18 protein-coding genes and 1 pseudogene are annotated in these 15,595 nt (G+C 73.5%); 9 read left to right on the top strand and 10 right to left on the bottom strand.

Annotated features, from left to right (window positions below):
• Nucleotides 1–118: 118 nt before the first annotated feature.
• From KYY02_RS04950 to KYY02_RS04930, 5 genes are all read right to left on the bottom strand, one after another.
• Nucleotides 119–1,849 carry a sensor histidine kinase gene (locus KYY02_RS04950; RefSeq protein WP_371236176.1) on the bottom strand — a complete coding sequence of 577 codons (1,731 nt, stop codon included), beginning with the start codon at nt 1,847–1,849 and terminating at the stop codon, nt 119–121.
• Between the two features lie 247 nt (nt 1,850–2,096).
• Nucleotides 2,097–2,471, bottom strand: a complete 375-nt coding sequence (locus tag KYY02_RS04945) for a roadblock/LC7 domain-containing protein (protein WP_371236175.1) — start codon at nt 2,469–2,471, stop codon at nt 2,097–2,099.
• An 83-nt stretch (nt 2,472–2,554) separates the two neighbouring features.
• The gene (locus KYY02_RS04940) at nt 2,555–3,055 is read right to left on the bottom strand and encodes a roadblock/LC7 domain-containing protein (RefSeq protein WP_371236174.1); all 501 of its coding nucleotides are present in this window, start codon (nt 3,053–3,055) and stop codon (nt 2,555–2,557) included.
• Nucleotides 3,056–3,093: 38 nt separating this feature from the next.
• Nucleotides 3,094–3,870, bottom strand: coding sequence for a hypothetical protein (locus KYY02_RS04935; RefSeq protein ID WP_371236173.1), 777 nt, complete (start codon nt 3,868–3,870; stop codon nt 3,094–3,096).
• A complete protein-coding gene (locus tag KYY02_RS04930) occupies nt 3,867–4,265 on the bottom strand; it encodes a hypothetical protein (RefSeq protein ID WP_371236172.1) in 399 nt (132 codons plus the stop codon). The genes KYY02_RS04935 and KYY02_RS04930 overlap by 4 nt, the downstream gene beginning before the upstream one ends.
• Nucleotides 4,266–4,661: 396 nt before the next feature.
• On the opposite strand from KYY02_RS04930, the gene KYY02_RS04925 reads away from it, so the two are divergent.
• From KYY02_RS04925 to tgmB, 5 genes are all read left to right on the top strand, one after another.
• Entirely contained in the window at nt 4,662–5,774 is a 1,113-nt protein-coding gene (locus KYY02_RS04925; protein ID WP_371236171.1) for a hypothetical protein, read from the top strand.
• 451 nt (nt 5,775–6,225) lie between these two features.
• Nucleotides 6,226–6,705, top strand: coding sequence for a hypothetical protein (locus KYY02_RS04920; protein ID WP_371236170.1), 480 nt, complete (start codon nt 6,226–6,228; stop codon nt 6,703–6,705).
• A gap of 174 nt (nt 6,706–6,879) precedes the next feature.
• The gene (locus KYY02_RS04915) at nt 6,880–7,206 is read left to right on the top strand and encodes a YkvA family protein (protein ID WP_371236169.1); all 327 of its coding nucleotides are present in this window, start codon (nt 6,880–6,882) and stop codon (nt 7,204–7,206) included.
• A gap of 120 nt (nt 7,207–7,326) precedes the next feature.
• Nucleotides 7,327–7,518, top strand: a complete 192-nt coding sequence (tgmA, locus tag KYY02_RS04910; protein WP_371236168.1) for a putative ATP-grasp-modified RiPP — start codon at nt 7,327–7,329, stop codon at nt 7,516–7,518.
• A gap of 16 nt (nt 7,519–7,534) precedes the next feature.
• On the top strand, nt 7,535–8,518 hold the full coding sequence (gene tgmB / locus KYY02_RS04905) for an ATP-grasp ribosomal peptide maturase (protein WP_371236167.1): 984 nt from the start codon (nt 7,535–7,537) through the stop codon (nt 8,516–8,518).
• Nucleotides 8,519–8,540: 22 nt separating this feature from the next.
• Here the strand turns inward: tgmB and KYY02_RS04900 are convergent, their stop codons facing one another.
• Nucleotides 8,541–8,756 carry a hypothetical protein gene (locus tag KYY02_RS04900; protein WP_371236166.1) on the bottom strand — a complete coding sequence of 72 codons (216 nt, stop codon included), beginning with the start codon at nt 8,754–8,756 and terminating at the stop codon, nt 8,541–8,543.
• A gap of 159 nt (nt 8,757–8,915) precedes the next feature.
• Nucleotides 8,916–9,389, bottom strand: coding sequence for a hypothetical protein (locus tag KYY02_RS04895; protein ID WP_371236165.1), 474 nt, complete (start codon nt 9,387–9,389; stop codon nt 8,916–8,918).
• Between the two features lie 188 nt (nt 9,390–9,577).
• On the opposite strand from KYY02_RS04895, the gene KYY02_RS04890 reads away from it, so the two are divergent.
• Nucleotides 9,578–10,549 carry a GlxA family transcriptional regulator gene (locus KYY02_RS04890; protein ID WP_371236164.1) on the top strand — a complete coding sequence of 324 codons (972 nt, stop codon included), beginning with the start codon at nt 9,578–9,580 and terminating at the stop codon, nt 10,547–10,549.
• Nucleotides 10,550–10,562: 13 nt separating this feature from the next.
• On the opposite strand, the gene KYY02_RS04885 is transcribed toward KYY02_RS04890, so the two are convergent.
• Together KYY02_RS04885 and KYY02_RS04880 are read right to left on the bottom strand one after the other, a co-directional pair.
• Nucleotides 10,563–10,826 (bottom strand): DUF5133 domain-containing protein, encoded by a 264-nt coding sequence (locus KYY02_RS04885; protein ID WP_371236163.1) that lies wholly within the window; start codon nt 10,824–10,826, stop codon nt 10,563–10,565.
• Nucleotides 10,827–10,938: 112 nt separating this feature from the next.
• Nucleotides 10,939–12,708, bottom strand: a complete 1,770-nt coding sequence (locus tag KYY02_RS04880) for an ABC transporter ATP-binding protein (RefSeq protein ID WP_371236162.1) — start codon at nt 12,706–12,708, stop codon at nt 10,939–10,941.
• A 361-nt stretch (nt 12,709–13,069) separates the two neighbouring features.
• On the opposite strand from KYY02_RS04880, the gene KYY02_RS04875 reads away from it, so the two are divergent.
• The 3 genes and pseudogenes from KYY02_RS04875 to KYY02_RS04865 all read left to right on the top strand — a co-directional run bounded on the left by KYY02_RS04875 (nt 13,070) and on the right by KYY02_RS04865 (nt 14,940).
• Complete coding sequence (locus KYY02_RS04875) at nt 13,070–13,483, top strand: VOC family protein (RefSeq protein ID WP_371236161.1); 414 nt, start codon at nt 13,070–13,072, stop codon at nt 13,481–13,483.
• Between the two features lie 171 nt (nt 13,484–13,654).
• A pseudogene (locus KYY02_RS04870) lies at nt 13,655–14,548 on the top strand (beta-1,3-glucanase family protein); the annotation flags it as partial.
• A 185-nt stretch (nt 14,549–14,733) separates the two neighbouring features.
• Nucleotides 14,734–14,940: a hypothetical protein gene (locus tag KYY02_RS04865; protein ID WP_371236160.1), complete on the top strand. Its 207-nt coding sequence runs from the start codon at nt 14,734–14,736 to the stop codon at nt 14,938–14,940.
• Between the two features lie 76 nt (nt 14,941–15,016).
• Here the strand turns inward: KYY02_RS04865 and KYY02_RS04860 are convergent, their stop codons facing one another.
• Nucleotides 15,017–15,505, bottom strand: a complete 489-nt coding sequence (locus tag KYY02_RS04860) for a DUF5709 domain-containing protein (RefSeq protein WP_371236159.1) — start codon at nt 15,503–15,505, stop codon at nt 15,017–15,019.
• Nucleotides 15,506–15,595 lie beyond the last annotated feature (90 nt).

The following is a 15,595-nucleotide window of genomic DNA, read 5'->3' as shown; positions in this document are numbered from 1 at the left end:
GCCGTCACCGGCGGTGAGGCCTCCGCCGGTGGCGGGCGGACGACCGCCACGGCCGACGGCCGATCACCGGAGTACCCGTGGCGGGTGCCCGGCACACACGGCCCGAGGGGGGAGCCGTCTACCGTTCTCCCACCGGCACGCGCCACAGCAGGGTGGTGCCCCGGTCGGCGGAGCCGGTGACCTCGAACGTGCCGCCCAGCTGTTCCGCGCGTTCGGCCATGTTGCGCAGTCCGCTGCGGCGGCCCCCGTCCAGGATGCCCACGCCGTTGTCCGCGACCGTCAGCCGCACCTCGCGTCCGTCGGTCTCGAGGACCACCTCGGCGCGGTCGGCGCGGGCGTGCCGGGCGATGTTGGTCAGCGCCTCGGAGAGCACGGCCACCAGGTGGCCGGCGGTCTCCTGGGAGACGTGGGTGTCGATCAGCCCCTCCATGCGCACGCTCGGGGGAAAGCCCAGCACCGACGCGGCCTCGCCGACCACCCGTACGGCGCGGGCCCGCAGGCCGGTTCCGCCCGCGCCCTCGTCGGCGGGCGAGCGCAGGCCGAAGATGGTCGACCGGATGATCTTGATGGTCTCGTCCAGGTCGTCCACGGCCCGCAGCACCCGTTCCGAGGCATCCTTGTGCTCGATGAACCGGCCGACGCTCTGCAGCGTCATGCCGGTGGCGAACAACCGCTGGATCGCCAGATCGTGCAGATCGCGGGCGATCCGGTCCCGGTCCTCGAGCACGGCGATCTGCTCGGCGTCCTGACGGCGTTCGGCCAGCTCCATCGCCACGGCCGCCTGGGCGGCGAAACCCCGCAGCGGTTCGATCTCCTTGTCCGTGAACGCGTTGTGGCCAGCGGCCCGCACCAGCAGGACGATGCCGCGCACGCCCTCGCCCGATCCGACGGGCACGGCGACCGCCGGACCGAGGTCCGTGTACCGCTGGGGGCCCGGGAAGGCCCGGTCGTCGCAGGCGATGTCCGCGCTGATGACGGGGGCGGCACTGGTGAAGACGCGGCCCAGCAGGCTGTCGTCGACGGGCACGACGAGCCCCTGATGGGTGTCCGCGCCCTGCCCGATGGCCAGTTCCACGGTCAGTGAGCCGGTGTCCGCCATGGGCACCGCGACCACGGCGAGGGCGGCCCCGGTGATCTCGCGGGCGCGTTCCGCGATGAGCAGGAGGGCCGCGCCGCGTTCGCTGCCGGACATCAGCCCGTGGGTGATCTCGGCGTTGGCCCGCAGCCACCGCTCGCGCAGCCGGGACTCCTCGTACAGACGGGCGTTGTCGATGGCGACGCCGGCGGCGACCGCGAGCGTGGACAGGACCGACTCGTCCTCCTCGTCGAAGTGCGCACTGCCCCGCTTCTCGGTCAGGTACAGGTTGCCGAAGACCTGGTCGCGGACCCGGATGGGAACCCCGAGGAAGGTGTTCATCGGCGGGTGGTGGGGCGGGAACCCGTACGAGGCGGGGTGGTCGGAGAGCTTCGGCGCCCGCAGCGGCTCCGGGCGGCGGATCAGCTCGCCGAGGATGCCGTGGCCCTCGGGGTAGTGGCCGATGCGGGCGATCACCTCCTCGCCGACCCCGACGGTGTGGAAGGCGGACAGCCGCTTGCCGTCCGGGCCGATCACGCCCAGCGCGGCGTACTCCGCGTCCACCAGCGTCGCGGCGGCCTCCACGATGCTGTGCAGCACCTGCTCCAGATCGAGTTCCCGGCCGACCGAGAGAACGGCCTCCAGCAGACTGCGCACCCGGTCGCGGGTGCCACGGGCCGCGTCGATCCGCGCCTGGAGCTCCTCCAGCAGCTCGTCGAGTCTCAGCTGCGGTAGCCGTACGCGGGCGTCCTCGCCCCGCCCGGAGCCTGCCACCCGTGTGCCTCCGTCCCCTCGTCCGACGCCGCCGCCCGGCGGCCACCCGGCCGGTGCCCGGCAGCGGTCCGGCAAAAGTGACGGTACGACATCGGCCGGGCGGCCGGACCGGCGGGGACCACGGTCGCCCGGTCCACCGTGCCGCTCCCTCCGCCACGAGGTCTTCGGCCCCGACCTGTGGCGGTCGGCGGCCCGACCGCCCCGGGCCCTTTGCGCCCACGGCGGCGCAAAGGGCCCGGGCACCGGATCAGACCTCGAGCTCTGTCTCGATACGGCGCAACTGGTGCCGCGCCATGGCCAGGTTGGCCCGGCCGGCATCGAGCACCAGGTACAGGAAGAGGCCGTTCCCGCCGCGCCCCTTGAGCAGACGGATGAGGTGGTACTGGCTGCTCAGGGTGATCAGGATGTCCTCGATCTCCTCGTTCAGCCCCAGGTGCTCCATGGTGCGCAGCTTGGACCGCACCACGTCGGTGTTGCCGGCGGCGGCGACCTCCAGGTTGAAGTCCTTGCCTCCGCCCAGCGTGCCGAGGGCCATGCCGCTGGTGTAGTCGACGAGTGCGGCGGCCGTCGCGCCGTCGATGGAGCTGAGGCATTCCTTGAGCGCGGTCTCGGTGTTGGCCATGGGCCGTGTCCTTTCGGTGGTGATGGGTGATTCGGGCCGGCCGCCTGGTCGTACGGAGGCCCGGCCGGGGGAGAAGCCGGTGGTCAGCCGCCGGGCTGGGGCCGGGGCCGGTGTGCGGGCCGCTGCGGGGTCCGCACCGGGAGGGCGCCGACGGGCCGGGCGGGGGGGTCCTGGGCCGCGGGCCGGTCGGCGTGCCGCCCTCCGCCCGGGCCGATGCCGGTGTCGACCAGTTCCGCGATCCGGGCGCCGCTGCGCCGCCCCTCGAGGTGCAGCCGGCCCACGTTGACCCGGTCGTCGGCGAGGAGCGTGAGGACCGCGGTGGTGCCGGCCGCGTAGGTGGCGATGTAGCCCTGGCTGCCCCGCACCAGCAGTTCGCGGAACTCGCCACGGGCGGCGGCGTCCGCCATGCGGTACGCGACGCCGAGCGCGGCGGCGGTGAGCGCGGCCAGCCCTTCCGGTTCGGTGTCCGGTACGTCGTGGGCGAGGACGAGTCCGTCGACGGTGGCCGCGAGGGAGCCCGCCAGTTTGGGCACACGGGTGCGGAGCCGACGCAGTTCGTCCAGCACGTCGGTCTCGACGGCCATGAGCAGTCTCCTTTCGGCACGCTGTCGGCGCGCGCGGATCACAGTGCCTCCAAGGCGTCCAGGAGCCGTCTCAGCAGCGCCGTGTCGGGCTCGTCCCACACCGCGCCGACCGCGTCGGGGACGGCGTGGACGGACGTGGCGGGCGGGGGTGGCGCGGGGGTGACCAGCCCGCCGGCGGCCAGGCGGCGCAGTTCGACGAGGGTGTGGAAGGTGCGGTGGGCGAGGACAGCGGCGATCTGTACGGCGGTGCGGGCGCCGTCGACCTGGGCGAGGATGCGGGCGCGGCGGGGCGGCAGTTCGGCGGGGAGGGCGTCGGGCACGCGGGTGAGCGGCGCGGTGTCGACGGCCGGGTCGGGCCAGATGCGGTGCAGCAGGTCGTGGCGGCGCCGTGACTCGCCGAGCACGGTCGCCACGGGCACGGGGCGGACCGCGCCGAGCCAGTGCGCGACTCCGGGACGGAAGCGGAGCGTGGCGCCGTGGTGGGCGAGCGCGAAGTACGCCGCGTCGAACAGGGCGCCCAGATGGCACAGCTCCAGCGCCCCGGTGGTGAGCCGCCCGCTGTCGACCAGTTGGCGGCCGACGCGGTGCGCCGCCCCCGCCCGTTCGACGGCGTCCCACCAGCCGGCCGGGGCGACGGCGCCGCTGCGGGTCAGCAGGTCGCCGAGGTCCGGGCTGTGCGCGGACTCGACGTGGACGACGCGGCCGGCCGAGAGGTAGAAGACTCCGGACTCCGTGGAGAGCGCCCCGGTGGCGTGGTCGGCCGCGAGGGTGCCCAGCAGTTCCGACGTGGTTCCGTCGGTGCACGTCGTGGTCATCCGAGCACCAGCCGCTCCGCCATCTCGGCCAGCCGGATCCGGGCCAGGGCGAGGTTGCCGTCGGCGCGGTCGAGCCAGAGGTACAGGAACACCGTGCTGTCGAAGGTCGTGACGACGAAGCGCAGGAGGTGGTACGCGTCGGCGGTGGTGAGGATCAGGTCGTCGACGGGTGGTTCCTTGCCCGTCCCGGCCCCGCCGTCGGCGGGCGCGAGTGTGCCGCTCTCCATGGCCAGCCGGGCGAGTTCGGCGGTCTCCGCGGCCGCGGCCTCCACGTCCTCGCCGGGTGTCTCGCCCACTGCCCCCAGGGCGAGCCCGCTGATCCAGTCGACCACCAGGGCACCGCGCGCCCCCGGCAGTCGCATGGCCTCCAGCAGGCTCTCGTCGATTCCGGGCACGCCGGATCCCCCTTCTCGCACGGCTGTACCGCGAACGTGATATCGACGTTACGGTGAGTGCTCGATCAAAGTGAGGGCTTTGGCGTTTTCCGGGGGAATATGCGACGAGGGGGGTGCGCCGCTGGTAGGGTCCGGGCCCTGCCGCCGGAGCGAGGGGCGGCAACCCGGCCGGGCGCGGGTGGGTCCGGCCCCGGGGCGGAGGGTGGGCCGGTCCCGCCCGCGGGACCCGTTGCGGTGAGAGGCCGGCCGCCGGAGCCACGGGGGAACCGCCGTCACCGCGGGTGCGCCGCGCACACCCCCGTGTACGACACGCCGACCGGTGGAGCCCCGGCTCCATCCTCCGGTCGGCCCCGACGATACTGGCAGGAGCACGTGCCCCCGCTCACAACTGGACCCATGCCGACCTCCCCCTCAGCCCGCCCCACCGTCCCTCCCACCGTATGGCTGGCCCGCGGCCGCCACACCGGCGCCACCCCCGACACGGCGCTCCGGCACACCCTGCACTGGCTCAAGGCCGGCCAGGACATCGACGACTTCCTGGAACTCCCCGCGGCGGAGACCTCCCCCGACCTGGTGTTCGAGTCCCGGACGCGGGTCGCCGGCGGGGTCACCGTGCGCGCCCGGCTGATCCTCGCGCCCGGTACGGACGCCGGCCGGGACTGGGTCCTGGTCGCCGAGGCGGAGCAGCCCTGGGACCCCTCCTGGCCGTCCCCGGCCGCCATGTTCTGGCCGTCGGAGCCGGGCGCGGGGTGGAACACCGACCCGGCGACGGGGCTGCGGCCGGGCGTGATCAACCCGCTTCCCGGGGACGACAAGGCCGTACGACGGCTGCTGCGCGACTGCGCGCGCGACCCGTGGCACGTCCATGCCGTCGTCCACGAGGCCATGACCACGGACGAGCGCGGCCGGGTGCCGCTCGCGCACTGGCTGCCGCCGGGGCTGCGGGACCGGGTGGTGGAGCACCGGGCCGCACCCCAGCAGTTGCGGGTGGCGAACTGGGCGCTGCGGGAGTTCGGCGTGGAGGTTCCGCGCGGGGGCGCGGTGGTGCTGCCCGGCGGCCCTGCCCCGGAGGGCTACGACGCCGACGCCTTCGCCGTGCGCGCGGTGTTCCTGGACGGCACGGAACCGGTCGACCTCGTGGAGGCGGTGGTCCGGTACGACGCGCTGCCGCGGACGCTGCCGGACGGGGCGCAGGAGGCGCTGACGGCGCTGCGGGAGGAGTGGCGCCTGTTGACGACGGCGGAGGAACTCGTCCGCGAGCGGGCGCTGGTGGCGATGTACGCCGAGGCGCTGGAGGCGATGACGAAGTCCCGGGACCTGTACCGGGAGGCCGCGGAACGCGCGCACGAGGCGTTGGCCGCGTACCAGGAGCCCGCCGGGTCCCCGAGTCCGGAGCGTCCCCCCGCACCCAGGGTCCCGTCCCCCCTGACGCGCACCCTGGAACGCCTCAGGGCGGGAGCCAGGGCCCGTCGCCCCGCCATCGAGGAGCCGGCCGCACCGGACCACTAGTCACTTCCGGCCCGGCCCGGACGCGGTGTGCGGGAAGGACGGTCGCCGGGGCGCGCCCACGTGGGCGTACGGGCCCTGTTCCGCGGACGACACCGGCGGAGATCCCGCGAGGGGCGGGGCCCGGGGTGGTCGCGGACCGGGGCGGGCACGCGGCCCGGCGCCGACGGGGCGCCCCCGGGCCCTCGAGGCGCCGGGGGGGACACGACTGCCCGTGGCCACGGGCGGCGCGGGCGACCGTGCTGGCGGACCCCGCCGCGGGCTCGGAGGCCGGTCGGGGCGTCAGCCTGCCGCGCGGCGGGCCTTCGGGGGCGACGAGGGACCCGGCGGGTGGCGGGGAGCGCGGACACCACGCGTACGACCAGCGCCGCCAGGGCCGGCGGGGCGGCGAACCACCGGACGCGAGGACGAGGCCCACGGACCGGGGCAGGTCGGCCGACGGGAGGGAGCCGCCGTGGACGTGGGCCACGGCCAGGACCGCCGGGACCACGACCGCTCCCGCGAGGACCACCGCACCGGGGCGTACCACCAGGATCAGCGCGAGCGCCGCGCAGCACACCGACAGGCGGACGGTGAGGGCGTGCGGGCCCAGGGGCACACCGTCGTGCCGCACCGGGGCGTGGGCCATCGCGCACACCGCGAGGGCCACCACCGCGGGCCGGGCCGCCCCGACCGGACCACGGGCCCGTCGACCGGCTCGGGCGTGCGGCTGCCGGGCCGGTGGCCGCCCTCGTCCCCGGCGGCGTGGGGCCCGGCCGTCACCGGCCGCCGGGCGGCCGGGCACCGTGGCCGTCGTGGCGGAGGGCTGGGCCACCCCGGCGGGTATGCCCCTTCGTTCGGGGAGGGCGACGAGGAGCAGGCGGTCATGATCGGCTCCAGGGGAAGGCCGATGGCCATTTCCAGGCGCCCCCGCCCCTCGCCGTCACCGGGTTGAGCCATCGGGACGACCTGCGGCGATCCTGCGTTTCGCACGGATTTCACGGGGCACGGGGCGCATGCGCGCATGGCCGGTCCCCGCCGCCATACCGGCGCCGCGAGCGGGAATCCGCTCAGTGCAGGCTGTGCCGCGGCGAGACCGCGGCGCGGGTCACGGGAGGAGGGTGGTCCGTTGGAGACGACCACCGTGGTACTCGTCGTCGCCGCGGTCCTCGCGGCCGTGGTGCTGGCCGGCGCCGTCGCCGTCCTGGTCCGGCTGGTGCGCACGCGGCGTGAGTTGCGTCACGCGGGTCTGCCCACGGGCCCCCGCTGGGTGTTCTGGGGCGCGGTTCTCTATCTGGTACTGCCGGCCGACCTGTTGCCCGATCCGGTCTACCTGGACGACGTGGGCGTACTTCTGCTCGCTCTGCGCACCATGCGGGGTTCCTCCGGTGCCCGGGCGCCCGGGGGGACCCTCCGGCGGGGCGGCCGGCGACCCGCCGGTGATTACGCTCCGTGAGGAAACCAACCACTCGTTCGATTCGTATAAGTCTCTGGAAGCCAAAAGAAGTCGGCGAACCAAGCAACGGCGCACCGCGGGCCGTTGCCTGCTCGGCGCAGCACCGACGAGGGAGAGACGATGCAACCGTTCGCGCTCAACTACGCACGTCCGGCGGCGGAGTTGGCTGTTTCCACTCCGTACGCTTACGACTCCGGACTGCAGTTGAACGTACTCGGCGACGGGCGGATCGCGGCCTGCGACCACGCGCTGTTGCGCGAGGCGGGGACGACGACGTCCACCGCGGGCTCCAAGACCCACTTCGACGACTGAACGCGGACCGTGAACCATGACCGTGCTGATCCTCACCTGCGAGGAGGATGTGACCGCCGACATGGTGGTCGTCCATCTGAACGGCTCCGGTGTCCCGGTGGTGCGCCTCGATCCCGCCGATCTGACGGACGGCGTCGCGCTGTCCGGCGAGTACGTCCATGGCCGCTTCCGCGGCCATCTGTCCGTCGGCGGGAGGCTGGTGAGCATCGACGGGCTGCGGTCCGTGTGGGTGCGCCGGCCCGGCACGCCGGCCGGACGTGCGGCGCAGCCGTCCGCATGGCTGACCGAGGAGGCCTCACAGGCCCTCTACGGCATGCTGCGCGGCTGTGACGCGCGGTGGATGAACCATCCGGACGCGGCCCGGCAGGCCCGCCACAAGCCGTGGCAGCTGCGACTGGCCCAGCGCTGCGGCCTGCCCGTACCGGCCACGGTGATCACCACGTTTCCACGTGCCGCGCGGGAGTTCGCGGAGCGTTTTCCGGACCTGGTGGTCAAGCCGGTGTCGGGGGCGCATCCACAGGACCCGCCGAGGGCGGTGCCGACCAGCAGGGTGGCGCCGGACACGGACTTCTCCGCCGTCGCGTTCGGCCCGACGCTGCTGCAGCGGCGGATCGCCAAGCGGGCCGACATCCGGCTCACCGCGGTGGGCGAGCGACTGCTGGCGGCCCGCAAGGCGACGCGGCCGGACGCCGATCCGGAGGAGGTGGACGTGCGTTTCGCCGCTCCCGGGTCCCCCTGGGAGCCGGTCGAGGTCCCGGCGCGCACCGCCGACGCCGTACGCGCGTATCTGAGCCGGTCCGAACTGGCGTACGGGGCTTTCGACTTCGCCGAGGACGCCGACGGGACCTGGTGGTTCCTGGAGTGCAACCAGTCGGGGCAGTTCGGGTTCGTGGAGGTGGAGACGGGGCAGCCGATCGCCCGGACCATCGCCGAGTGGCTGTCCCGCCCCGTCCCCGACGAGCCCGCGGAGCTGGACGGCGCGGGCAGCACGGCGCGGTGAGGGGACCGTCGCCGCACCGTGCTCAGTGCGACCGCGGTCCCGGCAGCAGGGCGGTGCGCTGCCAGCCGTTGCCCGGGGAGTGCGGCCGGCCGAGGCCGGGGCCGTAACCGGGGGACTGCAGGGGCCGCATGACCAGCTCCAGCTCCCTGCTCACGCGTTCGGCCTCGCGTCGCACCTGTGCGGGCACATCGCCGCACTCCGCGATGAGTCGGTCGTAGATGGGGGAATCCTGGAACACCCGTCAACGTGCCTTTCTGCTCGTCGGCCCCGATGCGGGACGCGACTGCAGAGTCTAGGCGGCCGACCCTCCCGAGGAGGCAATTCCCCTGTACGACGGAACACGTAACGGATGCTCCGGAAGTCCGGCGCAGATCGGGCGGGCCGGCGGGCCGGAGGGTCAGGCGCCCGTCGTCGAGCCGGGACGGACGATCATCAGGACGGTGACGGTCGCCCACAGCAGGTTGAACACCCCGGTGAACATGGCGAGTCGCACCGTACTCCGGCGGTCGACGGACCGGCTCCCCTGCAGCCGTCCGACGAGTTCGTCCTGCCGGGGCAGCACGAAGGCGAGCAGGACCCCGGCGGCGGCCGCGGTGAGGCCGATCGAGGTGACGAGCCAGCCGTCGTCCAGGACGCCCATCGCCAGGGCGGTGGCGAGGCCGAGGACGGGCACCGCGATCCCCACGCGGGCGTAGACCCGGCAGATGCGGTGGAGCAGCGCGACGGTGGTCACGGCCGTCGTGACGGGTTCGCCGCCCTCCGACGGGAGAGCGCGGCGTACGGCCGGCGGGAACATGCTGGCCGCGACGGTGACGGGACCGACGGCGACGATGGCGGCCAGGACGTGGAGGGACAGCAGGAGCTTGGTCACCGGAACTCTCTCCATGGTGTGATCGGCGGTGCCGGGCTCACGTTAGGGGCACGCCGGATGCTCACCCAGGGGCTGGAACGACAGGTTCCAACGGGTTCTCGCCAACACCGTCGACCACGGCTCGCCCGTGCCACCGCTCTCGTGTCCCTGGTTCCGAGGGTGGCGGGAATCCGCCTATCGTGGCGGTCATGCACTCCGTGACGATTCTGGTTCTCGATGGGGTCGTGCCGTTCGACATGGCTGCGCCCATGCAGGTCTTCGACTGGACGCGGCTGCCCGACGGCCGGCGCCCCTACCGGGTCCGGCTGTGCGCCGAGCGGCCGGAGGTGAGCGCGGACGGCGGTTTCACCCTGCGCATCGAGCGCGGGCTCCGGACGCTGGCCGACGCCGACACGATCATCGTGCCGGGCCGCGCCGAGGGCGCGTCCCCGCTCTCGCCCGCCGTGCTCACGGCCCTGCGGGACGCGGCCGGGACGGGCACCCGGATCGCCTCGGTGTGCGTGGGCGCGTTCGTGCTGGCGGAGGCCGGACTGCTGGACGGTCTGCGCGCCACCACGCACTGGGTGGCAGCCGGGCAGCTCGCCCGGGCCTTCCCCCGCGTCGACGTGCAGCCGGACGTGCTCTACGTCGACAACGGACAGATCCTCACCTCGGCCGGCGCCGCCGCCGCGCTGGACATGTGCCTGCACATGATCCGCCGGGACCTGGGCTCGGCCGTGGCCGCGAACGCCGCCCGGATGTCGGTGATGCCGCTGGAGCGGGAGGGCGGCCAGGCCCAGTTCATCGTGCACGAGCACCCGCCCGTGCCCCGCGGGTCGGATCTGGAACCGCTGCTGGACTGGATCGAGGACAATCTGGCGCACGAGGTCACCCTCGGGGCGATGGCGGCACGGGCCGGCATGAGCGAGCGCACCTTCAGCCGCCGGTTCCGTGAGCAGACGGGCACCACGCCGCTGCAGTGGCTGCTGCGGGCGCGGGTGCGGCGCGCCCAGTACCTGCTGGAGAACAGCGACCACACGGTCGAGCGGATCGCCCAGCAGGCCGGGTTCGGTTCGCCCACGGCGTTCCGCGAGCGGTTCCGCAAGGTCGTGGGCACGACGCCGTACGCCTACCGCTCGGCGTTCACCGGACGGCGCGCCGCCGTCGCGGGCGGCGGCTGAACGGACCGGTGGCTCAGACGGCCAGGGGCAGGCCTCTCTCCCCGCCCGCCCGCGGGGCCGCCCGGTCGGCGGCGGGCCGCCGTGCCTCCTCCAGCAGGGCGTCGGCCAGGGCGATGGCGTCCTGGACGCGGGACGCCCCCGTCATCACGCAGAGCGTCTCGCTGACGTCGTCCAGTTCACGCGCCGCCTCCGACGAATACCGTTCCGCCTGAGCTATCCGCAGCGTCGCGTACCGTGTGAGCAGCCGTCTGACGGCCTTGGGATCCGGTGCGAGCACGAAGCGCCCCTCTCTGGTTTCCGCTGCGTATGCCCGGGGTAGGCGGAAGCACTCCCCCCACTTGTCCGACCGACCGAAGTTGACCGAAAACCGTCACATCATGACCGGGCGATCAGGCCACCTGACCGCTGTGCAGCGCCGTGTACGCCCCTCCCCGGCACAGCAGGTCCTCGTGGGTGCCGATCTCCTGAACCCGGCCGTCCGCCATCACCACGATCCGGTCGGCGCCGCGCACGGTGGAGAGCCGGTGGGCCACCACGAACGTGGTGCGCCCGCGCAGCAGCCGGGCGAGGGCCTCCTGCACCAGCGCCTCCGAGCGGGTGTCGAGGGCCGAGGTCGCCTCGTCCAGGACCAGCACCTTCGGGTCCCGGATCAGCGCGCGGGCGATGGCCAGCCGCTGGCGCTGCCCGCCGGACAGCCGTGCGCCGCGCTCCCCGACGAGGGTGTCGAGACCCTGGGGCAGCCGGTCGACGAACTCCAGCGCGTTGGCGTCGCGCAGCGCGGCCCGTACCGCTTCCTCGTCGGCGTCGTCCATGCCGTAGGCGACGTTCTCCCGGACGGTGCCGTCGAACAGGATCGACTCCTGGGGCACCACCGACAGGAAGCGCCGGTAGGTGCGCAGGTCGAGGCCGCCCATGTCGGCGCCGTCGAGCAGCAGCCGGCCGGAGGTCGGGCGTATGAAGCCTATGACCAGGTTGAGCACGGTGGACTTGCCCGCTCCGGAGGCGCCGACGAGCGCGACGGTCTCGCCCGGGGCGACGTCGAGAGTGAAGTCGCGCACGGCGGGGCGCCCGTCGGTCTCGTACGCGTGGCCGACGCCCTCGAAGGTGATCGCGCCGCGCACTTCGCAGACCTCCGTCTTGCCCTCGTTGTCCTCCAGTTCGGGGGCCTGGAGGACCTCACCGACCGAGCGGACGGACTCCAGCCCCTTGGTGATGACCGGGGCCAGCCCCGCCAGTGTGGTCGTGGAGTTGGTGAGCGTGGTCAGAAAGGCGCTGAGCATCACGACGTCGCCGGCGGTGACGCCCCAGACGTCGTAGTACGAGATGAGGGCCGCGCCGGTCAGCACGCACACGCCGACGACGTTGAGGACAACCCAGGCCAGCGAGCCGAACCGGCCGTTGACCAGGTCCAGGCGCATTCCGGAGGTGAGCAGCCGGTTCAGGGTGCCGTTCATCCGGCGCAGCGCCTTGCCCTCCAGGCCGTGGGCGCGGGTGACGGGGATGAGCCGGGTCATCTCCGTCACCCGGGAGGACAGGGTCTCCACCTCGTGGCGGAAGTGCTCGTTGTGCGCGCGCAGCCGGGACCGGAGCCGGGCGACGAGCAGGGCGGCGGCGGGCACGACGATCAGGAAGACGGGGAGGAACTCGGGGGTGCGGACGGCGATGATGACGAGTCCGCCGGTGAGGACGGTGAGCGCGCCGAGGCCGTTCTCCGCGGTCTGCTGCACCATCTGCTCGACGGTCTCCACGTCCCGCACGACCTTGGCCTGGAGCACACCGGCGCTGACCCGGGAGTGGTAGCCGATGGAGAGCTGCTGCATACGGGTGCACAGCGCGGAGCGCAGGGCGGTGCCCATGCGGCGGACGCTGCCGTACAGCAGGCGGACGTAGAGCACGTGGAGCGGGTAGTTGACCAGCAGGATGAACATGATGACGCCGGCGCTGGTCCACAGCCGGGAGATCGGCTGGTGCTGCACGACGGTGTCGATGATGGAGGCGGTGATCAGCGGCAGCAGCCAGACCGGGCTGTGCTTGACCGTGAAGATGCCGACCGCGGCGGCGAGCCGACCGCGGTCGGCGCGGAACAGATAGGCGAGGGTGCGGATCGGGTGCTCGCCGCGGTAGCGGTGGTCGAGCGGTCTTTCCAGCGACGACGCCATGGGCGGTGGTCCTCCTGTGACTTTTTTCGGCAAGCGCTTTCTCCACCTGCGCGCCAGGAGCGCACCAGGCGCGCGAGGTGTCCGCCCACGGCGTCCGGCCGCCTGGGACGGGCGCGGTGGGATCAGACGGCGTCCGGCTCCGCGGCGTCCTCGGCCGTTTCCGGCTGTCGTCCCACGGTCTCGGGAAGCGCGTACCAGCCTGGTCTTTGCACGGCCCGGAATCCAATAGAAGAAAGCGAACGCATTCAGCAGGCGGGGCGCTGAATCGGGGCCCGCCCGCCACGCCGCCGCCGTGCGGGCGCCGGGGCCCGGCGTTACGCTGCGCGCAGCCGGCCCTTCGCGGACGTTCCGGGAGACAACCATGGCCTCGCTCCTCAATCCGTATCTCAGCTTCGACGGGAACGCACGGCAGGCGCTGGAGTTCTACAAGGAGGTCTTCGGCGGCGAGCTGCGGCTCAACACGTACGGCGACTTCGGCCGGTCCGGAGCCGACAACACCGACAAGATCATGCACGGCATGCTGGCGAGCCCGGCCGGCTTCGCCTTCATGGGCGCCGACATGCCGCCGGGTATGGAGTACGCCCCGGGGAACACCTTCGCCGTGTGCCTCAGCGGCGAGGACGAGTCCGCGCTGCGCGGCTACTGGGAGAAGCTGTCCGGCGGCGGCTCGGTGGCCGTCCCCCTGGAGAAGCAGATGTGGGGGGACGTGTTCGGGATGTGCACGGACCGCTTCGGCGTCCCCTGGATGGTCAACATCAACCAGCCCGGGGGCTGAGCCCTGGACGGTTCCCCGGCGGGCGGCCGTTGACACGGCGTTCCGGCGGGTACCACCGTACCGACCGGAGCGCGCCGGCGGAGCGCGACAGGACACCGGTACGACGGCGGCCGCCGTACCGGGAGAGGCGGCGGGATGCGGATCGGACTGCTCGGCACCGGCGCTCGCCCGGCCCGCAGCGGCGAGACCAGGCTCTCCCTGCCGTACATGTCCGGCCGGATCTACGTCTCCCTCGGCGCGAAGCTGAGGTTCAAGGCCGTCACGGACGGCAACGGCAACGCGGCGCTGCAGTACCCGGCCGGCTGGGTCGCCTCCGGCCCCAACCACGGCGTGCTCCACGACTGCGCCGAGTCCACGTACAACTCCTCGGGCATGTTCTGCAACACGACCATGGTCGACATGTTCAGCGTGCCGATGAGCATCCGGCTCACCGGTGCCAGGGACCAGACGACCGGCACCGTGCGCGAGGGCGGCCGCGCGGCCGCGTTCGCCGCCGTCGAGCAGGTGGAGGCGTTCTCCCGGCTGGTCGTGGACGACACCCGGATCATCGCCCCCGGGCACGGTCTGGACGCCGGTCTGTTCGCGAAGGACTACCTCGCCCCGTGCATCGACGAGGTGTGGAGCACCTACACCGGCCGGGACCTCAAGGTCACCACGAACGCCGGCACCTTCACCGGCCGGGTACGCGGCGGACGGTTCGTCTTCGACGGGCCCGCCCAGGTCTCCTTCGGCAAGCCCTCCACGCGGGACGTGCCCTCCACGCGGGACGTGCTGTTCTGCGACGGCGCCCTCGCGGCCCCCCACGACGGCACGACCGGCCCGGTGGCCGCCGTGCCGGGCGCCGGCTTCAACCGCTCGACGCTGCTCAGCCACCCGGACCAGCCGACGGCCGACGCCTCGGTCTTCTACCGGACCGAACTCACCAACCACTACTCCAAGGCCGTCCACACGGCGACCGAGGACGGCAGGGCGTACGGTTTCGCCTTCGACGACGTGGCCGACTTCGCCTCCTACGTCCAGGACACGGCGCCCACGGGCCTGCGGCTGACGCTCACGGCCTTCTAGGCGGCCCGAGGAGCAGGTTTCCCGCGGGCCGGGGAAGGTACCCCGGCATCCAGGAGGAGCGGCCCTTCACCGCGGCGCCGCGCGCGTTCCGGATGCACGGCGCACTTCCGCGCTGAACGGTCGGGTACCGGACCCGATGACAGCACCGGGGCCGCTCCAGCGACCCGGACCCGAGGAGCCAGAAGATGTCGACGTCCCAGCCCGACGCGTCCCGGCAGCCCGAGGACAGCGCCACCCCGGACAGCCTGCTCCACGCCCGCACCGGCACCGACGTGTCGCCGGAAGACCTCGTTCTTGCCTCGGGCAAGGACCTCACCCAGCACAACCTCGAGTGGGCCAGGCGGAAGCTGGACGAGGAGGGGCCCGCCGCCCTGGACAAGATGCTGCCCTGAACCCTGTGCACCCGTTCGCGGGACGGCACGCCGCCGGCCCGGTGCGATCGCGCACCGGGCCGGCGGCGTGCCGGGGTCAGATTCTGTCCTGGTCCTCCGGGAGCGCCGCCCCGTCCTCCACGACGTGCATCGCGGCCTCCTCCGCGCCGGCCGCCCCGGCGTCGATGCCGACGTCCTCGGCCACGGCCTCCTTGGTGGTGTCGGGGTGGGCGCCCTCGTCCGGGGCGACCAGGCGTCCGGCGCGGCCGGCGCCCGCCTCCGGGTCGACCGGCTCGCCCGCGCCGCCGGGGAGGTCGCCCACCCCGTCCCCGGCAGGCCCGGACACGTCCGGCGTCTCCTGGGCCAGCCGCTGGTCGAGGGTCTCCCCCTCGTGCTGCTCCGAGGCCGTGGTGCCGTGCTTGGTCACACCGAGCGGTTTCTCCGGCGGGGAGTAGCCCTCGTCGAGGGTGTCGTCGTAGGTCCGTTCGTCGAGGGCGTCCTGCATGTCGAGCGGCGCGGCGTCCTCCTGCTCCTCGTTGCTCCCGGTGGGCTGGTACGCGTCGTCCCCCATCGGCTCGGTGCCCATGTCTTCCTCCCTGTTCCGCTGCGTCGGCTCGTTCGGCCCGGTGCCAGATCCGCGTTTCCCGTCAGGCGCTCCCTAACCTCGTGGCGTCGG

The sequence above is a fragment of the Streptomyces pimonensis genome (genome assembly GCF_041380215.1).
GTDB classification, from domain to species: Bacteria; Actinomycetota; Actinomycetes; order Streptomycetales; family Streptomycetaceae; genus Streptomyces; species Streptomyces pimonensis.
The sequence above is the reverse complement of the archived record's forward strand: the minus strand, read 5'-3'. Positions and strand labels throughout refer to the sequence as shown.